This window comes from Nostoc sp. (assembly GCF_036917515.1).
GTDB lineage: Bacteria > Cyanobacteriota > Cyanobacteriia > Cyanobacteriales > Nostocaceae > Nostoc.
Genome location: NZ_JBALDE010000147.1, coordinates 1 through 21,704, shown reverse-complemented (window position 1 = coordinate 21,704; position 21,704 = coordinate 1). Strand labels below are relative to the sequence as shown.

The window sequence follows — 21,704 nt, the reverse complement described above, 5'->3', positions numbered from 1 at the left end:
AGTCTTTAATTCTTCAATTGTTTTCATTTCTACTCCAATTCTGAGATAATAATTTCTAAATTTTCAACTTTTTCATAAAGTCTATCTGCTCGACTAGCCAACAAACTAGCATCGTCAAAATCATTGTCCTCTATTGCTCTATCATCAGCTTCATATAATTCTTCAATGAGCTTATGTAGTTCTGCATCAACTTTAAATAATACATTTCTGGTTTCTGATTTCATATTTATTCTTAATCTTCACTCTCACCATAAACTTTCAGACCACAGTGAATTCATACAATTTTTGTATATAATTAAACTATTTTACTGAGGTTATTGAACTTTTAGAGAGTCAAGCTAAAAACAAGTATCTGGCTAATTTTATGGCTGGAATAAAATGTCCAAAATCACAAATTGCTTGTGACTAAGTTTCAAAGTATTAACTAGGCTTACCCATAATCGTGAATGCTGCCCAGTAATAAGGATGATTATAAAGATTTTTATCTGATGCCATTTTACTATTTCTATATAGTTGTGTTGCTAAATAAGTTTGAATTCGTACTTCTTGAGGATGCAGATTATTCAAGATATCTTCATACCATTTTGTTATTTCTCCAGCAGTTAGTTCTTTCAGCCATCGTGTTGCTTCAGCTAAAGCAGTAGTTGCTGATTTATTTGGCTGTAATCGTCGATAAAACTCGATCATCACTAAGGCACTAGCTGAAGATTCTACACTCCAAAGAGTACTCACTACATGAGGAACGCCCTGACTCACAAAACCAGTAACTAAACTCACATATTCACTGCTGATAGTGTAGTTACTAGCACTAAAATTTTCACAAGCAGAGAGGGTAATAAGGTTGTAACTATCTAGATTTTGTTGGCAGATTTCATCTAGAGTAAGTCTGTCTTCACCTGCCAATGCTAATTCTGATTTTTTAGGTTCAGCTAGATTATTAGTGGCATGACCCGTAAAATGCAAGATATTATAATTATCAGATAAGACATTTTCAACAATAGTTTTTGTAGCTTCTACTCCCTGAATTCGTTGGATATTATTGAACATCTGACTAACAATTTCAGATTCTATTTTGGCAAATTTAAGTGGGGGATAACCTGTACTTTCAGGATGTTCTACACTGAGCAATAATTTATTTTGCCACTGCCAAGTATCCTCAGTTCTGATTGATAAACCTATTTGGGCACTAGGTAGATAGGTGACACTGAAATTTGATTCCACATTCGGTAACTCTTCTGGTGATGGCGAAGAAAGATGGAAAAGAGTATGAATGGGCAATCTGTACAAGTCACGGTGAGGAATTAAGACTAGTTGGGTGATGCCTTCGAGTTCCTGGGCAATTGTGGAAATATTCAGAATTTTATACAGTTGCAACAGTTTCTCTTCCATATCAACTCGCCAAGAATGTTGACTTTTACTTTCTTTGTCTTGGGCTGTGCTGCGATATTCTTGATATTGTTGATGCCAATCTTCTAGCCAAATTTCAAATTCAATTAAGCGTTGCACTGCTTCGGGTAGAGGCAATTCATTTAAACGGATAACGTCTTCTCCTAAAGGTATTGCTCCAGCATCTTGCATGGGTGTAAACAGGAGAATTGGTGATGGTGCTTGGTCTTTGAGAATAAAAGTATGTAGGGCAACAGGACTAATATGCCAGTAAATAATTGCTGTTGTGGGATTGAATAGTTGTTGAATTGCGCCATAATAAGGCGAGTATATATGATCATTCCAGCCAGAAAGTAGCCAGTTTAAACAAGCATTTTTACCTTGTTCGGCAATTTCCCAAGCTTCTACTAAATCACCGGACTCTACAGCTAAATCAACTGCTAATTGATTGAAGCCGGCAAATTTTAGAGCTAGCTGTTTTTTATTTTCGTCTGAGCGAGTTTCTTCACTCAGTAATTGTCGCAATAAATCTGTCCCACGTTGCAGCAATTCTTGAACTTGTGTGGTTTGTCCCAAACCCATCAACACTTTGCTTAGAGATTGCAAAACCTCTAAATGCAATTGGGGAAAATATTCTAGTGTCAAGGTTAACAGCGCTTGATGGTACTCAGATGCAGCTTTGCGCCAATAATCGCGGGGATTGGTATGTTTTTTGCCTTGATCGTAGTAAGTATTAGCGATCGCAAAATGCAATCTACCCCAACCTTCTGGATGGGTATCTGTCCGCAGATGCTTTAACCCTTCTTCGTAGCTGGCTAATTTTCCTTCGTAGCCGCCCTGTTGTAAGGTGGGATTTGTCGCTATCAGACTACTTGACAAATTCCGCAATACCTCAGAATCTACTAAATTACCGATCGCAGTTCCCCGACCAATCCAAGCTTCCCAATAATCTTGTTTAATTTGCAAAGCGTTGTCATAACAGGCGATCGCTTCGGCAAATTGTTCTAAATAAAACAGTGCTACTGCCTGATTATACCAAGCTAAGTGGAAGTCGGGTTTAATGGCGATCGCTTGCTGATAAGAGGCGATCGCTTCTTGTCTACGTCCTAAGTTGTCTAACGCTATACCCCGGTTGTACCAAGCTAAGTAGAAGTCGGCTTGAACTGACAGGGCTTTGTCCCAAGAGGCGATCGCTTCTGACCACCTGCCTAAATTAAACAGCACTACACCCCGATCTATCCAAACTTCGTGGTACTCTGGGTCAATTTCTATAGCTTTGTCATAAGATATAATCGCCTCGGCAAATTGTTCGCTGACAGCTAGGGCTATGCCTCGGTGATACCAGTTTTCCTGGTCTTCTGGTTCGAGTTGCAGTGCTTGGTCATAACTCGCAATAGCTTCTGGTAGCCAACCTAATTTCAGCAGTGCCAAACCCTTGCTAGACCATGCTTCTTTATAGTTTGGCTTGATTTCAATCGCTTTGTCAAAAGAAGCGATCGCTTCTTCAAAGTATCCTAATTCTCCGAGAGTTCCACCCCGGTTGTACCAAGCTTTGTAGTAGTCGGGTTTCAGTTCTGTGGCGGTTTGGTAAGAGGCGATCGCTTCTTCAAAACGTTCTAAATGGAACAGCGTTAAGCCTCGATTAAACCAATATTCTGAGAATCCGGGTTGCAGTTCAATAGCTTGGTCATAAGAGGCAATCGCGCCTAACAAATCACCTGTTTTCGCTTGGCTTAGACCTTGGTAAAACCAGCCTTGAGCGTGGATAATCGGATTATCGTTATTTCGCTCAATAATATCAGGGGAATTACTGCTTTGAACTGCCAAATCCGAAGCAAGTTGCTGGACTAAATTGGTACTTTGATCCAATTTTACCCACAACTCATCTAAGGTATTAGCCACATTCGGCTCTAAATTCGTCAAAGTGTTATCCCAGGTTTCCACCGAAGAAGACGTTGCTAATTCAGTCCTTTGTCTAGTGGAAAGGAGATTTGCTGGTGTTGTAATTTGAACAACTTCATCGTCAAACCTCAGTTGGGCTAACGAGGTAATTGAATCTTCCGGTGCGGGCAGAGGAATATTTTCTGGTATTGTAGTTTGGGCGTCTTCACTTTCATATTCCCATACCAGTTCCTCGAAGTTTTCGGGCAATCTTTCCTCAAAAGTGGCATTTTGGGGTGCTGATGTGATTGGTTCAACATCTGGCTCATCGTACTCCCATAATTGCTCGCCAAAGCTACGGGTTAGCTCTTGTCCGGGGGAAGTTGGGAAAATTTCTTCATTGGTTGTAGTTTCTTCCACATCTGGCTCGTCATACTCCCATAACTGCTCGCCTAAATTGCGGATCAGTTCTTGCCCTGGAGTACTTTCTATTACATCTGGCTCATCATACTCCCATAACTGCTCGCCTAAATTGCGGATCAGTTCTTGCCCTGGAGTACTTTCTACTTCATTTTGTGCCTGATTATCCTGATATTCTATCTCTGTAGGTAAGTTTTGCATTAGCCGAATGCCAATGTCATGAGCAACTTCTCCAATTCTGCCAACACCAAGTTCCCCCAATTGCACCATCTGTGTTGCCAAAAGAGGATTTGGTGTCGATGAAGCTAGCAAGCTTTCACCAAACATCACCAACCAGTCTATCCAACGTTCAGCCGGAATGCGATTTTCGATCCGTTGCAGATACCTCAATGCCCACTGTCGTCCTCGTGCTTGATGCACGCCTTCTAACAATTGGATAAACAATTGTTCCAGATCCGCATTGGTTAGTTCTGATGGCACCCCCACCAGATTACGTCCTCTCGAACCTTTGAGAGAACTATTGTGTTTACTTGCAATGAGGCGCTTTAAAAACCTTTTAAGCGACTGCGATATCCGCCTGAGCATCTGCCACACTCTTGGATTTTGTTTTTCTAGATTGTAGCCATCGTTGTGTTAAAAAAATCATCAATTACGTCGTAAAAATCCATTAGATTCGGACAGCGCTTCCGTAGCAGGTTAGCAAAAAATATACAAATCTTCAAGACCATAGCATTACAACGTAACAATTCCCATTAACTCTTGAATTTAACTCTCTCCAGCAGTTAATTTTCAGTTTGCTCTGTAGTCGGTTGACCACCAGGATATAACTGACTAATTAATGCCTGGACAAGCACTTGTGGATCGTCTGTTTCAACGGCAAGCTGTTGAGCAATCTGCTGACGTAAATTTTCATCCTCCTGCAACATTACAAACAACTCTTCTAGGGTGACAGTTTGGTATTCTCCCTCTGGAGGGTTCTCAGGTGCATCTGCTAACTCTGATACTGGGGTAGCTACTTCAGAAGTCAAAGAAGTGCTAAAAGCATCTGGTCCTTCATATTCCCAAATTGGTTCGCCTTCATTGCGTGTCAACAACTGCATCCCGATATTATAGGCAACATCTCCTATTTCTCCGACGCCCAATTCACCCAATTGCACTAACCGCGCTGCCATTTCATTATTTGGTGTCGGAGATGCGAGCAATCTGTCGCCAAAGCGCCCTAACCACTCAACCCAGTCTTGAGTTGTGATGCGATGTTCGATATTATGCAGCCACTTCTGTGCCCATGCTTCCCCTCGTGCTTGATGTACTCCCTGCAACAGTTCGTTGAAGAGAAATTCCAGATCCGTATCGCTTAAGGGTGGTGCTGGTTCTTTTTCCACATTCCCCCGAGATTTTGAGGTAGTCTGTTTTCCACCAAACAAGCTCTGAAAAAGCTTTTTGAGCCATTGAAATAGCCGCTTGAGCATCTGCTGCACCATCGAGTATTGCTTATCCTAAGATTGTAGCGATCGCACTGGACTATAGCGTTAGTTCAGTCAATAAAACGTATAGCAGGAAATCTCTTTTTTCCTCTAGTGGATTATTGGGGAGCCAGCACGGTCTTCTCCCAAAGGGAGAGGCTAGAGCCAAGCGAGTTTCCCCCATGAGCGACTGGCGTTATTAAACAGAGGGGAAAAATTCACAGCAACTTTCCCCTCTGCTTTTCTGCTCATCTGCTTTGTTCTATTCTGTGAGGTTTAATAGTTAATCGTCGAAGTGTTGAGATTTATTAAGAAGACATTACAAAATATTGGCGACTGTTAGCTAGCGGCGATGTTTAATAATTTAGACTAGGCGATAGTCATATTGACTCGCACGATCATATCGTTGAAATCTTTGTCACCACCACTTGGTAAATCTTCAAAGCCAAAAACGTTATTCCCTAACAAGCGAATGTGATCTACTTTATCAGCGTTAGCTCCTAAAAATGGGAAGTAAACTGCTGGATCGTTATTTGGATTGCTATCAAGTAAAGCATCAGGTGTACCATTAGTAATAATAAATGGTACAAAGATAGAACCTGGCTGGAAAGTTCCTGTGTAAGTTGCAGTACCTTGATTATTAACTGTCAAGTCAATGCCTGCAACTCTCCCCCGAACTGCGGCTTCAGTATAACCAGCCTGGCCGATGAGAATATCTGCTTTGCCATCTGAGTTAGTATCAATAACACTCCTAGTTCATTTACAATATTAGAGCTTTGTCCGGTGAGAGTAACTTGAAGTTTTGATTTGCTACTGCTATTAAAGATTTTAAAGATATCATCTGCAATTTTTGAAAGCTTGAAAGTGGGTGTGCCGTTATTGGGTTCGACAGCTAATGCAAAGGTGTCAGTGGCACTTACACCATCATTATCTTTAGATTGTACCTCAATTGTTAGATTGACAACATCGGCGTTAGTTGGTGTACCGCTAAATGTGCGCGTAGCTGCATTGAATTTCAGCCAGTTAGGTAGATTACTGCCATCTTGTAGAGTTGCTGAGTAAGTAAGATTGTCTCCGGCATCAACATCATTGAAGGTATTAGCATCAAAAGTAAAGCTGAAAGCTGTATCTTGTTGAGCTATTTGATCGGCGATCGCATTTTGTAAAATAGGTGCATCATTTACACCAGTCAGGTTAATATCTAAAGTTTTGCTATCAGTACGCTCGGTGCCATCATTAACTGTAAAGGTAAAGCTGTCTGTAGCGTTGCTTGTCAGTGCTTCAATTCCACCATCATCAGGTGTAAAGGTATATGCTCCCGTGCTGCTGTCGAGGCTGAGAGTACCGTAGGTATCGGTTTTGGTTACAGTTGTGCCATTGACTGTACCACCATCAATAGTGTAAGTAAGGGTTTGTCCACTGTCTGGCCCACTAGCTACTAATGTATCACTTTGAGCGGTGAAAATATCATCATTGGCTGTATCAGTGTAACTAATAGCAGTGGGAGTATTGAGAGTCAACAAAGCATTTTTATACAGTTCACTGGTATAACCAATGATGCTACCAGTGAGGATGAAGTCGAGTTTGCCATCGCCGCTGTAATCTCCCCACGCTACGGAGCTATAAGATACGCCGGGCAGCTTCTGGCTGGTGTCTTCGGTTAAGACACCACTACCATTGTTTTTGTACAGTTTACTGATTGAGGCATCGTTGCTGTCGATACCAGTGAGGATAAGGTCGAGTTTGCCATCGCCAGTATAATCTCCCCACGCTACGGAGCCTGTGAATACGCCGGGCAGCGCCTGGCTGGTGTCTTCGGTTAAGATACCACTACCATTGTTTTTGTACAGTTTACTGATGCGACTGTCGTTGTTGCTGCCAGTGAGGATGAGGTCGAGTTTGCCATCGCCAGTGTAATCTCCCCACGCTACGGAGCTAAACAATACGCCGGGCAGCGCCTGGCTGGTGTCTTCGGTTAAGACACCACTACCATTGTTTTTGTACAATTTAGTGATTGGGACATCGTTGCTGTTGCCAGTGAGGATGAGGTCGAGTTTGCCATCGCCGGTATAATCTCCCCACGCTACGGAGCTTGCGAGTACGCCGGGCAGCGCCAAGCTGGTGTCTTCGGTTAAGACACCACTGCCATTGTTTTTGTACAGTTTACTGATGTTGCTGCCAGTGAGGATGAGGTCGAGTTTGCCATCGCCGCTGTAATCTCCCCACGCTACGGACTTAGCTTCTACACCGAGCAGCGCCTGGCTGGTGTCTTCGGTTAAGACACCACTGCCATTGTTTTTGTACAGTTTAATGATGGGAATAGGACCCTTGTCGTCGTTGCCAGCGACGATGAGGTCGAGTTTGCCATCGCCAGTGTAATCTCCCCACGCTACGGAGCTATTGTATAAGCGGGGCAGCACCAGACTGGTGTCTTCGGTTAAGACACCACTGCCATTGTTTTTGTACAGTTTACTGATGCCGAGGCCGCCAGTGAGGATGAGGTCGAGTTTGCCATCGCCGCTATAATCTCCCCACGCTACGGAGCCTCCGGGTACGCCGGGTATATATACAGAATCATCAAGGATGAAAGGGGGACTGATTTTTGGGATTTCAGTAGTTCTCATTTATATGAAGTACAAAGTTAGGGGTTTTGAGGCGCGGCGCAGTTATTGCTGGAGGCAGGAGGTAGAAACTCTTTATCTTTGATGAATCAGTCCTGGATTTTGTACCTCACTTACCTGCTTACAATCTGCTGTATCTATTTATGTAAATATAACGATGCATTTTATTTTAATTAGATTATAATGTAAAACTTAAAAAACTGCGTTTCGTATATATAGGACTTATGTACTGAAGCCTGAAACGTAGATCCCCCCTAGCCCCTTAAGGAGATTGGAGGATCTGAGTGCGTAAGTCCTGATTGGGCAATAGTTATTCTTCCCCACTCCTAATTTTATTTAATAGAACAGATGTACTAAATCATATGCTATAATTTCCATACATTGATGTTGAAATCATAGTAGAGGATAAGCTCTGGTTGCTTGCTTTGCTGAGTGCCAAAATATACGGCATTAGTTGAGTCTGGCTCTATGGCAATATCGACAAACAAAGCAGGTACGAGAGTTTAAAATAGTTGAATCATAAACTCGACTCGGTGCTAGTAATTAACTTTGAAAGGCATTGAAGTCTATATTTCCATGTCTTACGAACCCCTGCACCACAAATATCGTCCCAAAAGTTTTGCTGAACTGGTGGGTCAAGAGGCGATCGCCACCACCCTCACGAACGCGATCGGCACATCCAAAATTGCCCCCGCCTACTTATTCACTGGGCCTAGAGGTACGGGGAAAACTTCTAGTGCCCGGATTCTGGCTAAATCCCTCAATTGTCTCAAAAGTGACAAGCCTACTGCTGAACCTTGTGGTGTATGTGAGGTTTGTCAGGGTATCGCTAAGGGCTACACCTTAGATGTAATTGAAATCGACGCAGCCAGTAACACTGGAGTCGATAATATCCGCGAGTTGATTGAAAAAGCCCAGTTTGCTCCTGTGCAGTGTCGCTACAAGGTTTATGTAATCGATGAATGCCACATGCTCAGTACTCAGGCATTCAATGCGCTACTTAAGACACTAGAAGAACCACCGAAACACGTGGTTTTTGTCTTGGCGACAACAGACCCGCAACGGGTGTTACCAACGATTATTTCGCGCTGTCAAAGGTTTGATTTTAGACGCATTCAGTTAGAGGCAATGGTGAAGCATTTAAGTGCGATCGCATCTTATGAAAACATTCATATTTCACTTGATGCTGTCACCCTGGTAGCCCAACTTTCTCAGGGAGGGTTGCGAGATGCCGAAAGTCTACTTGACCAATTAGGCTTGTTAGCGGGTGAAGTGACACCAGAGCGAGTTTGGGATTTGGTGGGGACGGTAAGCGAACAGGACTTGCTAGCGCTTTTAAATGCGATCGCTCAAGATAAACCCGAAGCCGTTTTAGACTGTACTCACCACATTTTAGATCGTGGTCGAGAACCCCTAACTATTCTGCAAAATCTCGCCGCTTTTTACCGCGATTTACTCATAGCTAAAACAGCACCCAATCGTCATGATTTGGTTGCTTGTACTCAGCAAACCTGGACAGCGCTGGTTGAGTTTGCTCAATACTTCGATATGAGCGTGATTTTGGCAGGACAAAAACACTTGCGAGAAGCTGAAGTACAAATTAAAAATACCACCCAGCCGCATTTGTGGTTGGAGGTAATATTACTAGGATTGTTACCGAGTGCGACAAATATTCAGCCACAAGCCCCAAGTGTCGCGCCGCAAGTCAATACACCTGTTGTATCTCTAAGCTATCCTCCAGTAGTTGCCCAAAATCACCCAGTCTCTTGTGTACCTTTAGCTGAACCGAAAACAAATCATAATTCTGAATTTGCCAATAATCATCAAGCGGCTGCCCAAAATCAGCCCGTCACTTCATCTCCCCCAGTTGAACAGCAAACAAATCACAATTCTATTGCTAACTCAGTTTCATCACCAACCCCAGAACCTGTCGCTGTTCCTATGCCATCGGTGAATATTGAATCAGTTACTTCAGAAGTTGTTGGCGAAGCAGAATATGACTTAACTCAGATTTGGCAACAAGTGCTTGCCAACCTCCAGCCAAAATCAAGGCAAGAAATGCTGCGTCAAATGAGCCAACTCATAGAGTTCGACGGTGTTGTGGCTCGAATTGCTATTAAACAGGCATGGTATGACAAGGGTAAATCTTATCTACCAATGATTACGGCAGCTTTCCAGCAGACTTTCCAGCGTGAAATCCAAATAAATTTAGAAAAAGGAACTTCTTCAAACTCTACCTCAGCCAAAAAAAATCCTCCGCCAAAAGACTCTACTCGTGTTCAGCAGCCACCCACACCCAGTTACAACCAGCAAATTTCACCTCCAACGCCAGTACCGCAGCCAACCACGCCACCAGCACCACAAAAAACCGAGTTGGTTGCAAGAGATGGAAATGAGGTAAATGGAAATAGGGCAAATGGAAATGATGTAAATGGAAATAGGGCAAATGGAAACGGGATGCAAACTTTGCCTTTACCCCCAAAACAAACATCCGCACCTGATTGGGAACCTGACGAAGTAGCGATCGCAGCTCAACGTCTAGTAGAATTTTTCAACGGACAAATTATCCGCTTTGCAGATGATTTCCCAGAATTCTCCGATTCCATAACTACACCAGAATGGGTACAAGAATCAGAAGTAGATGATGAATAAAAAATTGGGCATTGGGTATTGGGCATAAAGGATAAGTCTTTGATACTTGCTGACGAGTCTTTGAACTCCACTCCTCTGCTCTCCAGTCCCCCAGTCCCCATGCCCTATTCCCTATTCTTCATTCCCGGTATGCAAAGTTTTCACCCATTTCAGGCGCTTTGGTCTTACCGACATCCGGGCAGTAGTACTGCTCATGACGACTAACCAGTGCAGCATATATAAATTGCCACGCAGGGTTTGCACCAGCATCATAAAATATGTAGAAAGTGGGAATTTTTGATCTTGACGTACCCGCTTCAGACCTGTAAACATCCCTACCATCGACATAGAAATAGACAAGCCTGTGATCGGACTTAACATGGGTGGGCGATGATGAGCGATCGCCATTAATAAATCTGGGACTGTTGCTATTGGCAAAATATACATAATCAGCATAAACATCAGCAAATCCCAGCTTTTGCGCCCTCCCATGCGGTTTTTGAGAATTAAATCCCAATAATCCAGATAGCGTTGATATCCACCTTCTGCCCAACGGTTGCGCTGATGCCAGAGTGAAACTGCACTTGTCACTCCTTCTTCTTGCACTGCTGGATGAAAAACACACTCAATATCCCATTTGTCCAAATGTAAACGGATTGTTAAATCCAAATCATCGGTGATGGTTTCTTCGTTCCAGCCACCGCAGCTTTCTAAGGCTGAACGTCGGACAAATTGACCATTGCCCCGCAGTTCGCCAATGCCACCAAGGGCAGTTCGCTGTTGCTGAAACCAGGTATCAAGTGCCATTTCGGCCATTTGGCCCTTAGTCCAAAAGTTTTGTTTAGCGTTGGCGATCGCTTTTCGCACCTGCACCGCCCCCACTTTTTCTCTTTGAAATAAAGGTATTACTTGTTGGAGCAAGTCTGGTGTCACTTGGGCATCAGCATCAAATACTGCTATAATATCGCCCTTTGTCAGTGGCAATACCTGATTCAACGCCCCCGATTTGCCACCACTAGCTTCTGCTGAACGCCTTAGTACTTTCAGTTGCTCGTGTTTCTGTTCTAGTTCTGCTAATAAATGTGGCGTGCCATCACTGCTGTGATCGTCAATAATCCATACTTCGTACTGCCCACCTGGATATTCCAGATTACAAAGATTTTTGACTAATTTAGCAATTACCGCTTCTTCATTTTTTGCAGCCACTAGCACCGATACAGAGGGCAAATCTCCCTGTATTTCTTTTGGATAGCGACGGGATTTAGTAAACACTACCACCAAAGCATGAAATCCTAGAATGGTGGTCAGTCCTAAAATAAAAATGGAAGCCCAAGAAACTAAATGTAGAGCGATCGTGCTACTCCAGACGATAGTCAAGACTAGAGCTGCTTTGCCTCTACGACCTTGAAACCGGGGTGTTAGAGATATAGAATCTGTCTCTAACACTGACTCCTCATCTGCTGATAGGTCAGATAACAAGGAGTTGAGCGGATCAAGCTCTTGATAAGAATCTTCTTCGGGCCAGGAATTCGCTGGCATAGGTTAGGTTGCTTGATTCAAAAACCACTATTTGTCTACAGTTAGTAATTTTACGGACAAATATCCCTAAGCTACTTTTCCCGATATTAATCGGAATGGGCAAACTGCAATACCCGCTATCCCTAAGCCAAAAGCCGCTGGGACTACCTTTGTTGTCACCGCCATCTGCGTAATTACCTCGCATTAACCACGTTTGCGACTCTTAGACAGAGGCTTGATTCCTTTGATAGCCACTTGGGCAGGAAGCTTGTAAAGTCGGACTTTCTCCAATGAGAACTCTGGTTTGCGTAAAGTAATAGCAAGGTAGCAGCTTTTTGTTGAGAAAAACTGCAATAACGGCATCCACCACTTTACAATAGGCATTTTTAGTGTTACTGTTCCCAGATTCGGTAACAGTTAATGCAGCATTATTGTAACCGAAATTTTAATATTTCTTAGTAGTAGTCAGCCAACTTTATTTTGACAGGTAAGCTTCTAAGTGTGAATATAGTCTAAAAAAAACTTTTCACACTATGTCACTAAATATACTGTTAACCTAATTCAAGAAGAACATCGGCAGTTAGTGGATCTAACTAAGAAAGATAAAAATTCTGCTTGTGTTTTAAAACGAGCGCAAATTTTACTGTTGGCAGACCGAGGTTATCAAGATGGTTGCGAGCGATCGCTTCAATGCTTATGGTAGGAGAATCAACAGTTCACCTTCAGTTGACACATATGAGCAATGCTGTGTCTCTACTATTATTTATTTCGATATTACCCCTACGAAGCATTTTGCAACTCGGCTGTGCGTACTGAAAGCTGCTCTGTCTTATTACCTCGTTGCACTTTTACTTGTAATACTTGACCAAGGCGACTGTCTTCCACAACATTCTGCAATTGTTCAGCACTAGTAATAGCTTTACCATCAACTTGAAGAATTACATCCCCGCGCCGGATACCCGCAGATGCGGCTGGAGAATTGGGGACAACTCGCATCACAAAAACACCATTGATTTCTGGTATCTGAATAGGAGAGTTGGGATCGGTGTTATTTAGCTTGGCGAGATCGGGTGTCAAAGTTAGCATTTGCACACCTAGATAGGGGTGAGCAACTTTGCCATCACGTTGCAGTTGCGCGGCGATCGCTTTGGCTTTATCAATAGGAATCGCAAACCCAATACCCATCGCATCAGGGCGAATGGCTGTGTTAATACCAATTACTTCACCTTGACCATTCAATAGTGGCCCGCCAGAGTTACCAGGGTTAATGGCAGCGTCTGTCTGAATGAAATCCAAACGTTTGTCACTAATGCCGACTTGGGCGCTGGAACGTTTGAGGGTACTGACAATTCCCAAGGTAACGGTGTTATCAAATCCCAAAGGATTACCGACTGCGATCGCCCAGTCTCCTACTTGTACATTAGTGGAAGAACCCAAGGGCGCCACTGGTAAATCGTTACCAGCGTTAATCTTGACTACCGCCAAATCTGTAACTTCATCAATACCTTGAACCTTACCTTCAAAGGTGCGACCATCTTTGAGCCGAACTGTTACTTTATCGGCCTTATCGACCACATGAGCATTAGTCATAACTAACCCGCTCTTGTCAATAATGAAACCTGAGCCTAAACCACGTAACTGCTCAGAAGGCATCTGTTGAGAGAAACCGTCACCAAAAAACCGACGGAAAAAGGGGTCTTCCATAAATGGATCGACGCGACGAGTAATTGTCCGCTCAGTATCAATGCGAACAACTGCTGAACCAACACGATTCACTGCGGCTGTGACAAAGCTACTGCTACCGATGGCAGCAGTGGCTGGTGATTGCCGTTGAGCAATTAGATTTGAAGTATCTCCAGCAGTTATTGTGGGTGCTGGTTCGGCTTGGGAAGGTAACACCTGCAATGTGCTAACCGCTAGCAGAACTCCTAGCGCAAGCGCTAAAACATGAGTAGTGAATTGACGTAAAGACCGAGATAATTTGGGAAATCGCATAATCACAATCTAATTTATAAGCCTAATTGTTGCTCAGTCGTGACAAATCTATTTACAGTTATTTTTATTTCAGGTTTCATCTGCCCTTTCCACTACTGGGGTTAGGGCATTTTGCGAACTACCTGTAATCAACTTAATAGAAAATTTACCCCAAAAGCTATTATGGACATTTAGCCTTTACAAGTTCGGTTTTTACCCATCAATAAAACTTTTGAATTGCTAATAAGATTAGTCCGCTCTCTGTTCTAACTCTAGACTATGGATGAACTAATTTTTGTATAAGATTTCATTTCGACTAGCTGTGCCTAGCTGAGGTAAGGAGTTGATGGCTGAGTGGGGAGTCAGGGCAATAGGAACGGTTGGAGGTAGTTGTAATTGTTTAACAACACTTTGCAAAAGTTGGTCTTGTCCAGTCCGCAAACCCCAGACATTTGTTCCACGGTTGATAATAGCAAACCAAACCAAACCGCGATCGCGTGTGGGCATCACTCCCGCTAAAGCGCTCACATCCCGGAGAGTACCAGTTTTGATCACAGTCGCCAGGGGAATATGTCTGGCGTGCAGTGTCCCCCGATGATCAAATCCAGACATGGGGAACAAGTCAGCCAAATTCAGTTGATGTATAGATGCCTCCGCTTGAATAGCCATAAACATGGCACAAACAGCTCTGGGGGAAATGCGATTTTCCGGGCCCAGTCCAGAACCATTGATTAACTGAATTTCTGCTTGTGGCACCCTCGCCAGGTTAGCAGCAGTTGATTGGACTACAGCTGCTCCCCCCACTGAGTCTGCCAGCATCTGTGCCATATCGTTGTTACTGTAAACGTTCATTTCCTTGAGCAGTTGCTTCAAGGGCAATGAGCGATGACGCAGTAACAAAATTTGTTGAGGGTTTGGTTGCGCCTCAACTTTCACCGCACCCGCAATGACAACTTGAGGTTTAGGCGTTCCCTTGGGCATGATTGAGTGTGTATAAATAGCAGGGCGTCCCCAAGTTGCACGATTTAGTGTTTGCTTGAGCATAAGACCTGCTAACATTGGCTGACGTTGGAAATTCATGGCAAAACTGCCAGTAATAATTAAATTTCCCTTTACTTGCTTGATGCCCATTTGATTGAGAGTATTACCAAGAGCGATCGCTTCTTCCCAAACAAACAAAGGATCGCCACGGCCTGTAACCACCAAATCACCCTGCACAACTCCATTTACCACTGGGCCAGTGACACTCACCAAAGTATCAAATTGGTAATCTGGCCCCCAAGTTTTCAAAGCAACTAGTGAAGTAGCAATTTTAGTTAAAGAAGCAGCCGGCAGAGGAGTCGTACCTTGGTGATTTGCCATCAGCATTGGCCCCGACTGCATCCAAATCCCCTGACTCTCAGCCAGATTTTGGGCGACCACTTTTGATGTAATCAGCTTTTTCAGATATTCCTGCACTGTAGTCGCCCCAGATGGATTTGGATCGGGGGCAAGAACCAAGCCAGGGCTACTTTGCCAAGTTAGTGCATCTAAGGCATCTAGAGGTTTGATTTGTACCCCAGCCATTTCCAGCCAAAGTGACACCAAACCTGAACCTAATAATTCCAGCATTTTTTATTCCTCTGTTAGGATCTCAAGCGTTGTTTACTGTGCTAATATACAAGCTTTTTTACAATAATCAGTATTGAGTTATAATAACTGGTGTTTTTCTCATCTGTAAGTAGGGTGAATGATCTTGTTTTCGTGGCTTGCTTTGACAATGCCAAAATCCCTATTGCTCATGAAGATAGCCGCATGAAAATAAAAATATCTTTGATCTGTGCAGATACTACGCCGTTGGCGTACTCCTGCAAAGAAGCAAGCTATGCACAGTGTGTCGCAGACAGCCTGAGAAGAAAAGGCTTTACACTGCGCGATCGGTGACGTAATTCTATAACCTTGAAACAAGGAAAGGGAAAGGATTCAAAATTCTCCCCCTTTTTTCCCTTAACAAGCTAATCAGGATTCAAATTGCATAATCGGGGCAAACAAGACTTCGGTGTAAGCGCTATTTCTCTACGAAAGGCTGCACCAACGACAAGCGGTAGTTGAGCGCAGTCGAAACTCAGTACAAGTCAGTCGAACGCTGTCCACCCCAAAAGATATTGAGAAAATTTTAATATGCAAATTAGATGTGTTTTAGCTTACTTTCTTTCTGGATGCGCTACATCCTCTGGTGAAGGAGTACCCATCCGGTTAATTGTGGCAATCATCTGATACAAGCGCCCCAAATCGCGTTGATTGAAGTACAAAATGAGGCGAGGTAGTTCAACAGTTTCATCTTGTGCTTCTTGAGGTAATGCCTGACTTTTTTCAATTCTTCCTTGAATAATAATGTCGCTAAAATCAGCATTAAGTTGTTCTAAAAGAGTCTCTGATATATCTGTCTTCAGGCGGATGACTAACTTATTGCTTACATAGCGGCTGGAATGATAAACCTGGTAAAAACGGGTGATAGCGTCACAAGCCACATCCAGGTTATCTGTCACCGTGTAAAGGCAGGGATCTTCAGGATTGACCAGACCATTTTGCACTAATTGCTTATCAATATATTCGCTCCAAGAGCGCCAGTAATCACCACCAGGGCGATCGATTAAAACTAAAGGTACTGGCCCAAATTTACCAGTTTGGCTTAATGTCATACATTCAAAAGCTTCATCTTGAGTGCCAAAGCCTCCCGGAAACAAGGCTACGGCATCACTTTCTTTGAGGAGAAACAGCTTGCGGGTAAAGAAATATTTAAAGTTAATTAGCTTGGGATCGCCCTCTATAAAGGGGTTTGCTTGCTGTTCAAAGCGTAACTGAATGTTTAATCCAAAGGAATTTTCTCGCCCAGCACCTTCATGACCCGCCTGCATGATTCCACCACCACCGCCAGTCATTACCATAAATCCTAATTGAGAAATAGCACGAGCAAACTCAAGGGCCATTTGGTATTCTGGTCTATCTGGCGCTAGACGAGCAGAACCAAAGATGGTGACTTTGCGAACGTGTCGGTAATCATAAAAAAGCTGGAAACCGCGCTCCATATCTGCTAATGCAGCGGATAATATTTTCCAATCGAGACGCTCAATTTCGGTATCAGCTAGACGAACAATAGTGGTAAGTGCTTGCAGAATAAATTGCCGATTTTTTAATGTCGGTAAACGAACGATCAATTCAGCGATATCCGCCTGTAAAGACTCTAATGTGTCAAACGATGCAGATGAGGTCATGAGAACTGCCGCAACAATGGCACTATATTTTACGTGAACTACTTACACTCTAGCAAGCATGAATAGCCCTCTGATGTGCAGTTAGCAAATTCAGAACTGGTTTTGAAGCTGGAAATTCTAAAAATCTTTTTGATAAAGCTTGTTGGGATACTTCAACTTTTGAACACCATAGCAGTTCTCTCGGTCGATCAATTGACATAACTTACTCACTCAGGGTAGTTGCCACCACAATATATATCAGGGTTTGTATAAAATGGCATGATTTACATCTATAGCGTATATCAAAAGAAAATTTTGTATCTTATTGCCAGATTTTTTGGGAATTAATGTCCATAATAAGAGCACTCTAACCCTAATCTAAGAAAGTAAAAAAGCTCTCTAGACCACAATACCGTTCAGTTCAACCTAAAATTCTTAGTAGAGACGTGAAATTGGACTGGGCTTCTCTACAAGACGCTGCGCGAATGCCCCACTTTGCTAACGTTCCGCTGCACTAAGGCGTATTTACAGGTCAAAAATCAGTACCAAAAATCCTTAATCCAAGCGTATTGCTCTAAAAGATCTTTTATCAAAAACTGTCTCAATTACACTTCGACACATTAATGTATAATCTAAGCTATTTGTATAGTGCCTAAATCCTAGTAGAATATTTTTGCAAATCTAAGTAGGAAGATAGATGGAAGTTTCTGGACGCATCAATTACCCACTGAATCCTCCTCCCCCTCTTGAAGATTTTCCCGTCCTTCAAACTGAAAAATATATCCTACGGCTGGCTTCAACTGAAGAAGAATTAGAATCAATTTTTCGGTTGCGCTTTGAAGTTTTTAATCTTGAACTAGGCTTGGGATTTTCTGCTTCTAACTTTACCCAGATGGATATAGATAAGTTTGATGCGGTTTGCCATCATTTAATTCTAATCTCCAAACATACGGGTAAAACGATTGGAACTTATCGGATGCAGACCTATATAATGGCTTCTCAAAGACTAGGCTTTGATGCTACCGATATATTTAATCTTAATGGAATTCCCAATTCTGTGCTTCAGGTATCAGTAGAAGTTGGGCGTGCATGTATAGCTAAAGAATATCGCAATAGTCAGACACTTTTACTACTGTGGGAAGGGCTGGCAAATTATCTCATCTGGAGTAAAACCCAATATTTCTTTGGCTGTGCATCATTATTCACACAATGTCCTGGGCAAGCCACTTACGCTTATAATTATTTTCAGCAGAATAACTTGATGCATCCAAGTATTTTGGTTTACCCAAATTCACAATTTTGTCTAGAATTGACTCAAAATTGTCCAAATTCATCTAATGTTGAGATTCCTAAAATTTTGCAGGCATATTTGAATATTGGAGCTAAAATATGCAGCCTTCCTGCTATTGATCGGCAATTTCAAACTATTGATTTTTTAACTATATCTAATGTTGCAGACTTTGCCAGATGGCGTTATCCAAATTCTCTCAAAAAACCCTTACCACTGAGGATGTTTAAGAAATAGGTTTTGCTTGAAGTCTTAGCTATGTCTACAACGGACATAGTAGCAGCACCTCATCCAGCCCACTTAATTAGATGATTTGAGAAAACTTTTTAGGAAACCCACTTATGCACCATCTCAAATTTGCTCCGAGTTGGTTGCGATTTTTAACTATCTTCTTATTGACGATAGGTATATTGTTTCGCTTTTCTAATCTTGATGGTAAAGTTTTCTGGCGCGATGAAACTTATACCTCATTGCGAATTTCTGGTTACACAATTAATGAAGCTAAACAGCAACTTTTTAATAATCGTGTGATTGGCAAAGAAACTTTTGCCCAGTTTCAAGGTGCAAATCCAGGAAAAAGCTTAAATGACACAATTATGTCTTTGGCAAAACAAGATTCTCAGCATCCACCGTTATATTACATAATAGCCAGATTGTGGATGGAAATCTTTGGGAATTCGGTGACTGCGATTAGAAGTTTATCAGCATGCATTAGTTTGCTGGTTTTCCCTTGTGTTTATTGGCTATGTCGAGAATTATTTAATGTGCCATTATCGGTTCCTGGTGTTGCGATCGCACTCATGGCTATCTCTCCAATTCACTTAGTATACGCCCAAGAAGTACAAGAATATATTCTTTGGTTAGTCACTATTTTACTATCTAGTGCGTCTCTGCTGCGAGCCATACGGCTAGAAGATGAGCTAGTAAAAGAACGACAAAAACCAGATTTATTCACTATCTGGAGTATTTATGCGGTCACTTTAGCTATTAGTCTTTATACATTTATTTTGAGTACATTTGTAGCAGTTGCTCACGGAATTTATGTGATGATAACTGTCAAATTTCAGTTTACTGAAACTGTGAGAAGTTATCTGCTAGCATCACTAGTCAGTTTTTTAGCTTTCATGCCTTGGTTAACAGTTGTGATTGGTAACTTTTTTCAATTTTTAATTTCAGCAGATAAAACAGTAAGTCAGTCAGATTTGATACCTATATTTTCTTTTTTGTTAATGCAGTTAAGCCGGATCTTTTTTGATATAAACCTTAACTCAGAAAATCCTCTAAGCTATTTAATTGCACTAGCTTTTTTAACTTTGGTAGTATATTCAATTTATTTTATTTGTCGAACAACTAACTATAAAGTTTGGTCTTTTCTCATCACATTAATTGTAATACCAGCATTACCCCTAATACTGCTGGATTTAATTGTTGGGAGTATACGATCATCTATCGAACCATATTTAATCCCATCTTATTTAGGAATCCAAGTAGCTGTTGCTTATCTACTAACTACGCAACTATATAATGAGAGGGTGTTACGCCGTAACTTTTGGTACATAATCATGGCATTAGTGATTATTTGTGGTTTGATTTCTTCTAAAGTGAGTTCTCAGGCAGAAACTTGGTGGAATAAGGATATGAATTCTGGCAATCCACAAGTTGCCCAAATCATTAATCAGAGTAATCGTCCACTTTTGATTAGTGATGCTTTGGGCAATAATTATAGTAATATCTTTTCTTTAAGTTATCTTTTGGAACCAAAAGTGCGATTTCTGTTGCTAAACAATCAAAAAATTCCTAAAATTCCTGATGGATTTACTGATGTATTTTTACTTAATCCATCAGAGACTTGGGACAAAATAATAGAAAAAAAGTATAAATTCAAGATAGATATTGTTTATAGTGATAACTATTATTCAATTTGGAAATTAGCTAAAACTCATAATTTGCGCTAACGTAATATTTCACCTGATAACAAGTTATCTGCCGAGCTATTAACTGGGCAAACAATTCTTTTATAGCTGCCAACTTTTGAAAAGTTCCTTGTTGTATAGATCAGCCTACTTGAAGGGTTCCTACACAACACCTTACTAAACCCACTTTTCCCACTTGAGCAAAAAAGTTGTTTTGTTAAAGTAGATAATTGTTGTACAAGTTATTGTGAAATTTAGTTATGCCACTAATTATAATTCCTGCAATTACCTTTAATGCTACCAGATTTACTTTTTGGGGATATACGCTCACTTGCCGAACGTTATTTATTGATTTCTTATTTAGGAATTCAACTAGCTGTTACTTACCTACTAGCTACGCAGCTATATAATAAAAGTTTTGCACGCCAGAGAATCTGGCAAATAATCATGGGAATAGTGATTATTTGTGGGCTAGTTTCTTATGGAGTGAGTTCTCAGGCTGAAACTTGATGGAGTAAGGTTATTAGCTTTGGTAATCCACAAGTTGTAAAAATTATCAATTAAGCTACTCATCCACTTTTGATTAGCAATGATTCTGGGATTAATTATGGTAATGTCTTTTCTCTCAGCTATCTTGTACAGCCAAAAGTGCAGTTTCAATTAGTAAAAGACCGTTCTATCCTCAATATTCCTGATGGGTTCACTGATATTTTTTTACTAAATCCTTCAGATAGCTGGCGCAAAAAAATAGAAACAAATTATAATTATAAAACGTTTGTTATGTATGGTGATAATAATTACTTGCTCTGGAAAATAGAAAATCCACCTAGTAATGTATTTTTTGAAAAAATTAGGACTTAGCCAAAACTAGACGCTGTAGGTATGGACAATTCATGTAGACGAATTCGCATCTCGTAGAAAAGAGGCTTTATTGCTCCTACCTGAAAATCATTCTTTTCGACTATCTATTTGCGTAACTTTATATTAAAAAATATTTCCATATCTCAAAAGATATATGGAAATATTTGCTAAAGTCATCATCTTTTATAAGATATTTAAATAGTTTCTTGATTAAAATCAGTTAAAAACAATAAAAATAAATATTAAACAAATTCTCATCTGAAATTAATTTAAGTAATGGTATGATGCTTGAAACTATCCTTTGTGATGAATTCAATGATTCATTGAGAGGTGTTGTATGCAAATAACAGATTTTCTTGGTCTTTTACATCCAGCGATCGCAATTATAATCGTGTTTCCACTCATTGGTGCAGTAATTAATTTTGGGTGTTGCATAATAAAGGGATGAGGAGAGGGTTCATACTGTGCATTGTCCATACTGTAAGTCTACGGAGATTAGAAAAAATGGAAAAAGA

Annotated in this window: 11 protein-coding genes and 2 pseudogenes; 3 read left to right on the top strand and 10 right to left on the bottom strand. The window is 41.4% G+C overall.

Annotated features, from left to right (window positions below):
- Positions 1-29 precede the first annotated feature (29 nt).
- The 5 genes and pseudogenes from V7K89_RS18975 to V7K89_RS18955 form a co-directional block, all read right to left on the bottom strand.
- A complete protein-coding gene (locus V7K89_RS18975; protein ID WP_335189750.1) occupies positions 30-224 on the bottom strand; it encodes a hypothetical protein in 195 nt (64 codons plus the stop codon).
- Between the two features lie 196 nt (positions 225-420).
- Entirely contained in the window at positions 421-4,272 is a 3,852-nt protein-coding gene (locus V7K89_RS18970; RefSeq protein ID WP_335189748.1) for a CHAT domain-containing protein, read from the bottom strand.
- A 197-nt stretch (positions 4,273-4,469) separates the two neighbouring features.
- Positions 4,470-5,168: a hypothetical protein gene (locus V7K89_RS18965; protein ID WP_335189746.1), complete on the bottom strand. Its 699-nt coding sequence runs from the start codon at positions 5,166-5,168 to the stop codon at positions 4,470-4,472.
- Between the two features lie 351 nt (positions 5,169-5,519).
- Positions 5,520-6,340, bottom strand: a pseudogene (locus V7K89_RS18960) (putative Ig domain-containing protein); the annotation flags it as partial.
- Between the two features lie 18 nt (positions 6,341-6,358).
- Positions 6,359-7,774, bottom strand: a pseudogene (locus V7K89_RS18955) (FG-GAP-like repeat-containing protein); the annotation flags it as partial.
- Between the two features lie 573 nt (positions 7,775-8,347).
- Here V7K89_RS18955 and V7K89_RS18950 point away from each other — a divergent pair.
- Entirely contained in the window at positions 8,348-10,423 is a 2,076-nt protein-coding gene (locus V7K89_RS18950; RefSeq protein ID WP_335189744.1) for a DNA polymerase III subunit gamma/tau, read from the top strand.
- A 111-nt stretch (positions 10,424-10,534) separates the two neighbouring features.
- Here V7K89_RS18950 and V7K89_RS18945 read toward each other — a convergent pair whose 3' ends face one another.
- From V7K89_RS18945 to V7K89_RS18925, 5 genes are all read right to left on the bottom strand, one after another.
- Complete coding sequence (locus V7K89_RS18945; RefSeq protein ID WP_335189742.1) at positions 10,535-11,941, bottom strand: glycosyltransferase; 1,407 nt, start codon at positions 11,939-11,941, stop codon at positions 10,535-10,537.
- 183 nt (positions 11,942-12,124) lie between these two features.
- Entirely contained in the window at positions 12,125-12,304 is a 180-nt protein-coding gene (locus V7K89_RS18940; protein ID WP_335189739.1) for a hypothetical protein, read from the bottom strand.
- A gap of 396 nt (positions 12,305-12,700) precedes the next feature.
- Positions 12,701-13,915: an HhoA/HhoB/HtrA family serine endopeptidase gene (locus V7K89_RS18935; protein ID WP_335189737.1), complete on the bottom strand. Its 1,215-nt coding sequence runs from the start codon at positions 13,913-13,915 to the stop codon at positions 12,701-12,703.
- A gap of 267 nt (positions 13,916-14,182) precedes the next feature.
- Positions 14,183-15,505: a D-alanyl-D-alanine carboxypeptidase gene (locus tag V7K89_RS18930; RefSeq protein ID WP_335189735.1), complete on the bottom strand. Its 1,323-nt coding sequence runs from the start codon at positions 15,503-15,505 to the stop codon at positions 14,183-14,185.
- A 572-nt stretch (positions 15,506-16,077) separates the two neighbouring features.
- Positions 16,078-17,148: an LOG family protein gene (locus V7K89_RS18925; RefSeq protein ID WP_335189733.1), complete on the bottom strand. Its 1,071-nt coding sequence runs from the start codon at positions 17,146-17,148 to the stop codon at positions 16,078-16,080.
- A 676-nt stretch (positions 17,149-17,824) separates the two neighbouring features.
- Between V7K89_RS18925 and V7K89_RS18920 the strand changes: the two genes are divergently transcribed.
- Positions 17,825-18,652 carry a GNAT family N-acetyltransferase gene (locus tag V7K89_RS18920; protein WP_335189731.1) on the top strand — a complete coding sequence of 276 codons (828 nt, stop codon included), beginning with the start codon at positions 17,825-17,827 and terminating at the stop codon, positions 18,650-18,652.
- Between the two features lie 104 nt (positions 18,653-18,756).
- Positions 18,757-20,370, top strand: coding sequence for a glycosyltransferase family 39 protein (locus V7K89_RS18915; protein WP_335189729.1), 1,614 nt, complete (start codon positions 18,757-18,759; stop codon positions 20,368-20,370).
- The last annotated feature ends 1,334 nt before the right edge of the window (positions 20,371-21,704 follow it).

Excerpts from the sequence above, each read along its gene's own strand:
- V7K89_RS18975 (WP_335189750.1), bottom strand. The coding sequence starts at position 224 with ATGAAATCAGAAACCAGAAATGTATTATTTAAAGTTGATGCAGAACTA.
- V7K89_RS18970 (WP_335189748.1), bottom strand. The coding sequence starts at position 4,272 with ATGCTCAGGCGGATATCGCAGTCGCTTAAAAGGTTTTTAAAGCGCCTC.
- V7K89_RS18965 (WP_335189746.1), bottom strand. The coding sequence starts at position 5,168 with ATGGTGCAGCAGATGCTCAAGCGGCTATTTCAATGGCTCAAAAAGCTT.
- V7K89_RS18950 (WP_335189744.1), top strand. The coding sequence starts at position 8,348 with ATGTCTTACGAACCCCTGCACCACAAATATCGTCCCAAAAGTTTTGCT.
- V7K89_RS18945 (WP_335189742.1), bottom strand. The coding sequence starts at position 11,941 with ATGCCAGCGAATTCCTGGCCCGAAGAAGATTCTTATCAAGAGCTTGAT.
- V7K89_RS18940 (WP_335189739.1), bottom strand. The coding sequence starts at position 12,304 with ATGCCTATTGTAAAGTGGTGGATGCCGTTATTGCAGTTTTTCTCAACA.
- V7K89_RS18935 (WP_335189737.1), bottom strand. The coding sequence starts at position 13,915 with ATGCGATTTCCCAAATTATCTCGGTCTTTACGTCAATTCACTACTCAT.
- V7K89_RS18930 (WP_335189735.1), bottom strand. The coding sequence starts at position 15,505 with ATGCTGGAATTATTAGGTTCAGGTTTGGTGTCACTTTGGCTGGAAATG.
- V7K89_RS18925 (WP_335189733.1), bottom strand. The coding sequence starts at position 17,148 with ATGACCTCATCTGCATCGTTTGACACATTAGAGTCTTTACAGGCGGAT.
- V7K89_RS18920 (WP_335189731.1), top strand. The coding sequence starts at position 17,825 with ATGGAAGTTTCTGGACGCATCAATTACCCACTGAATCCTCCTCCCCCT.
- V7K89_RS18915 (WP_335189729.1), top strand. The coding sequence starts at position 18,757 with ATGCACCATCTCAAATTTGCTCCGAGTTGGTTGCGATTTTTAACTATC.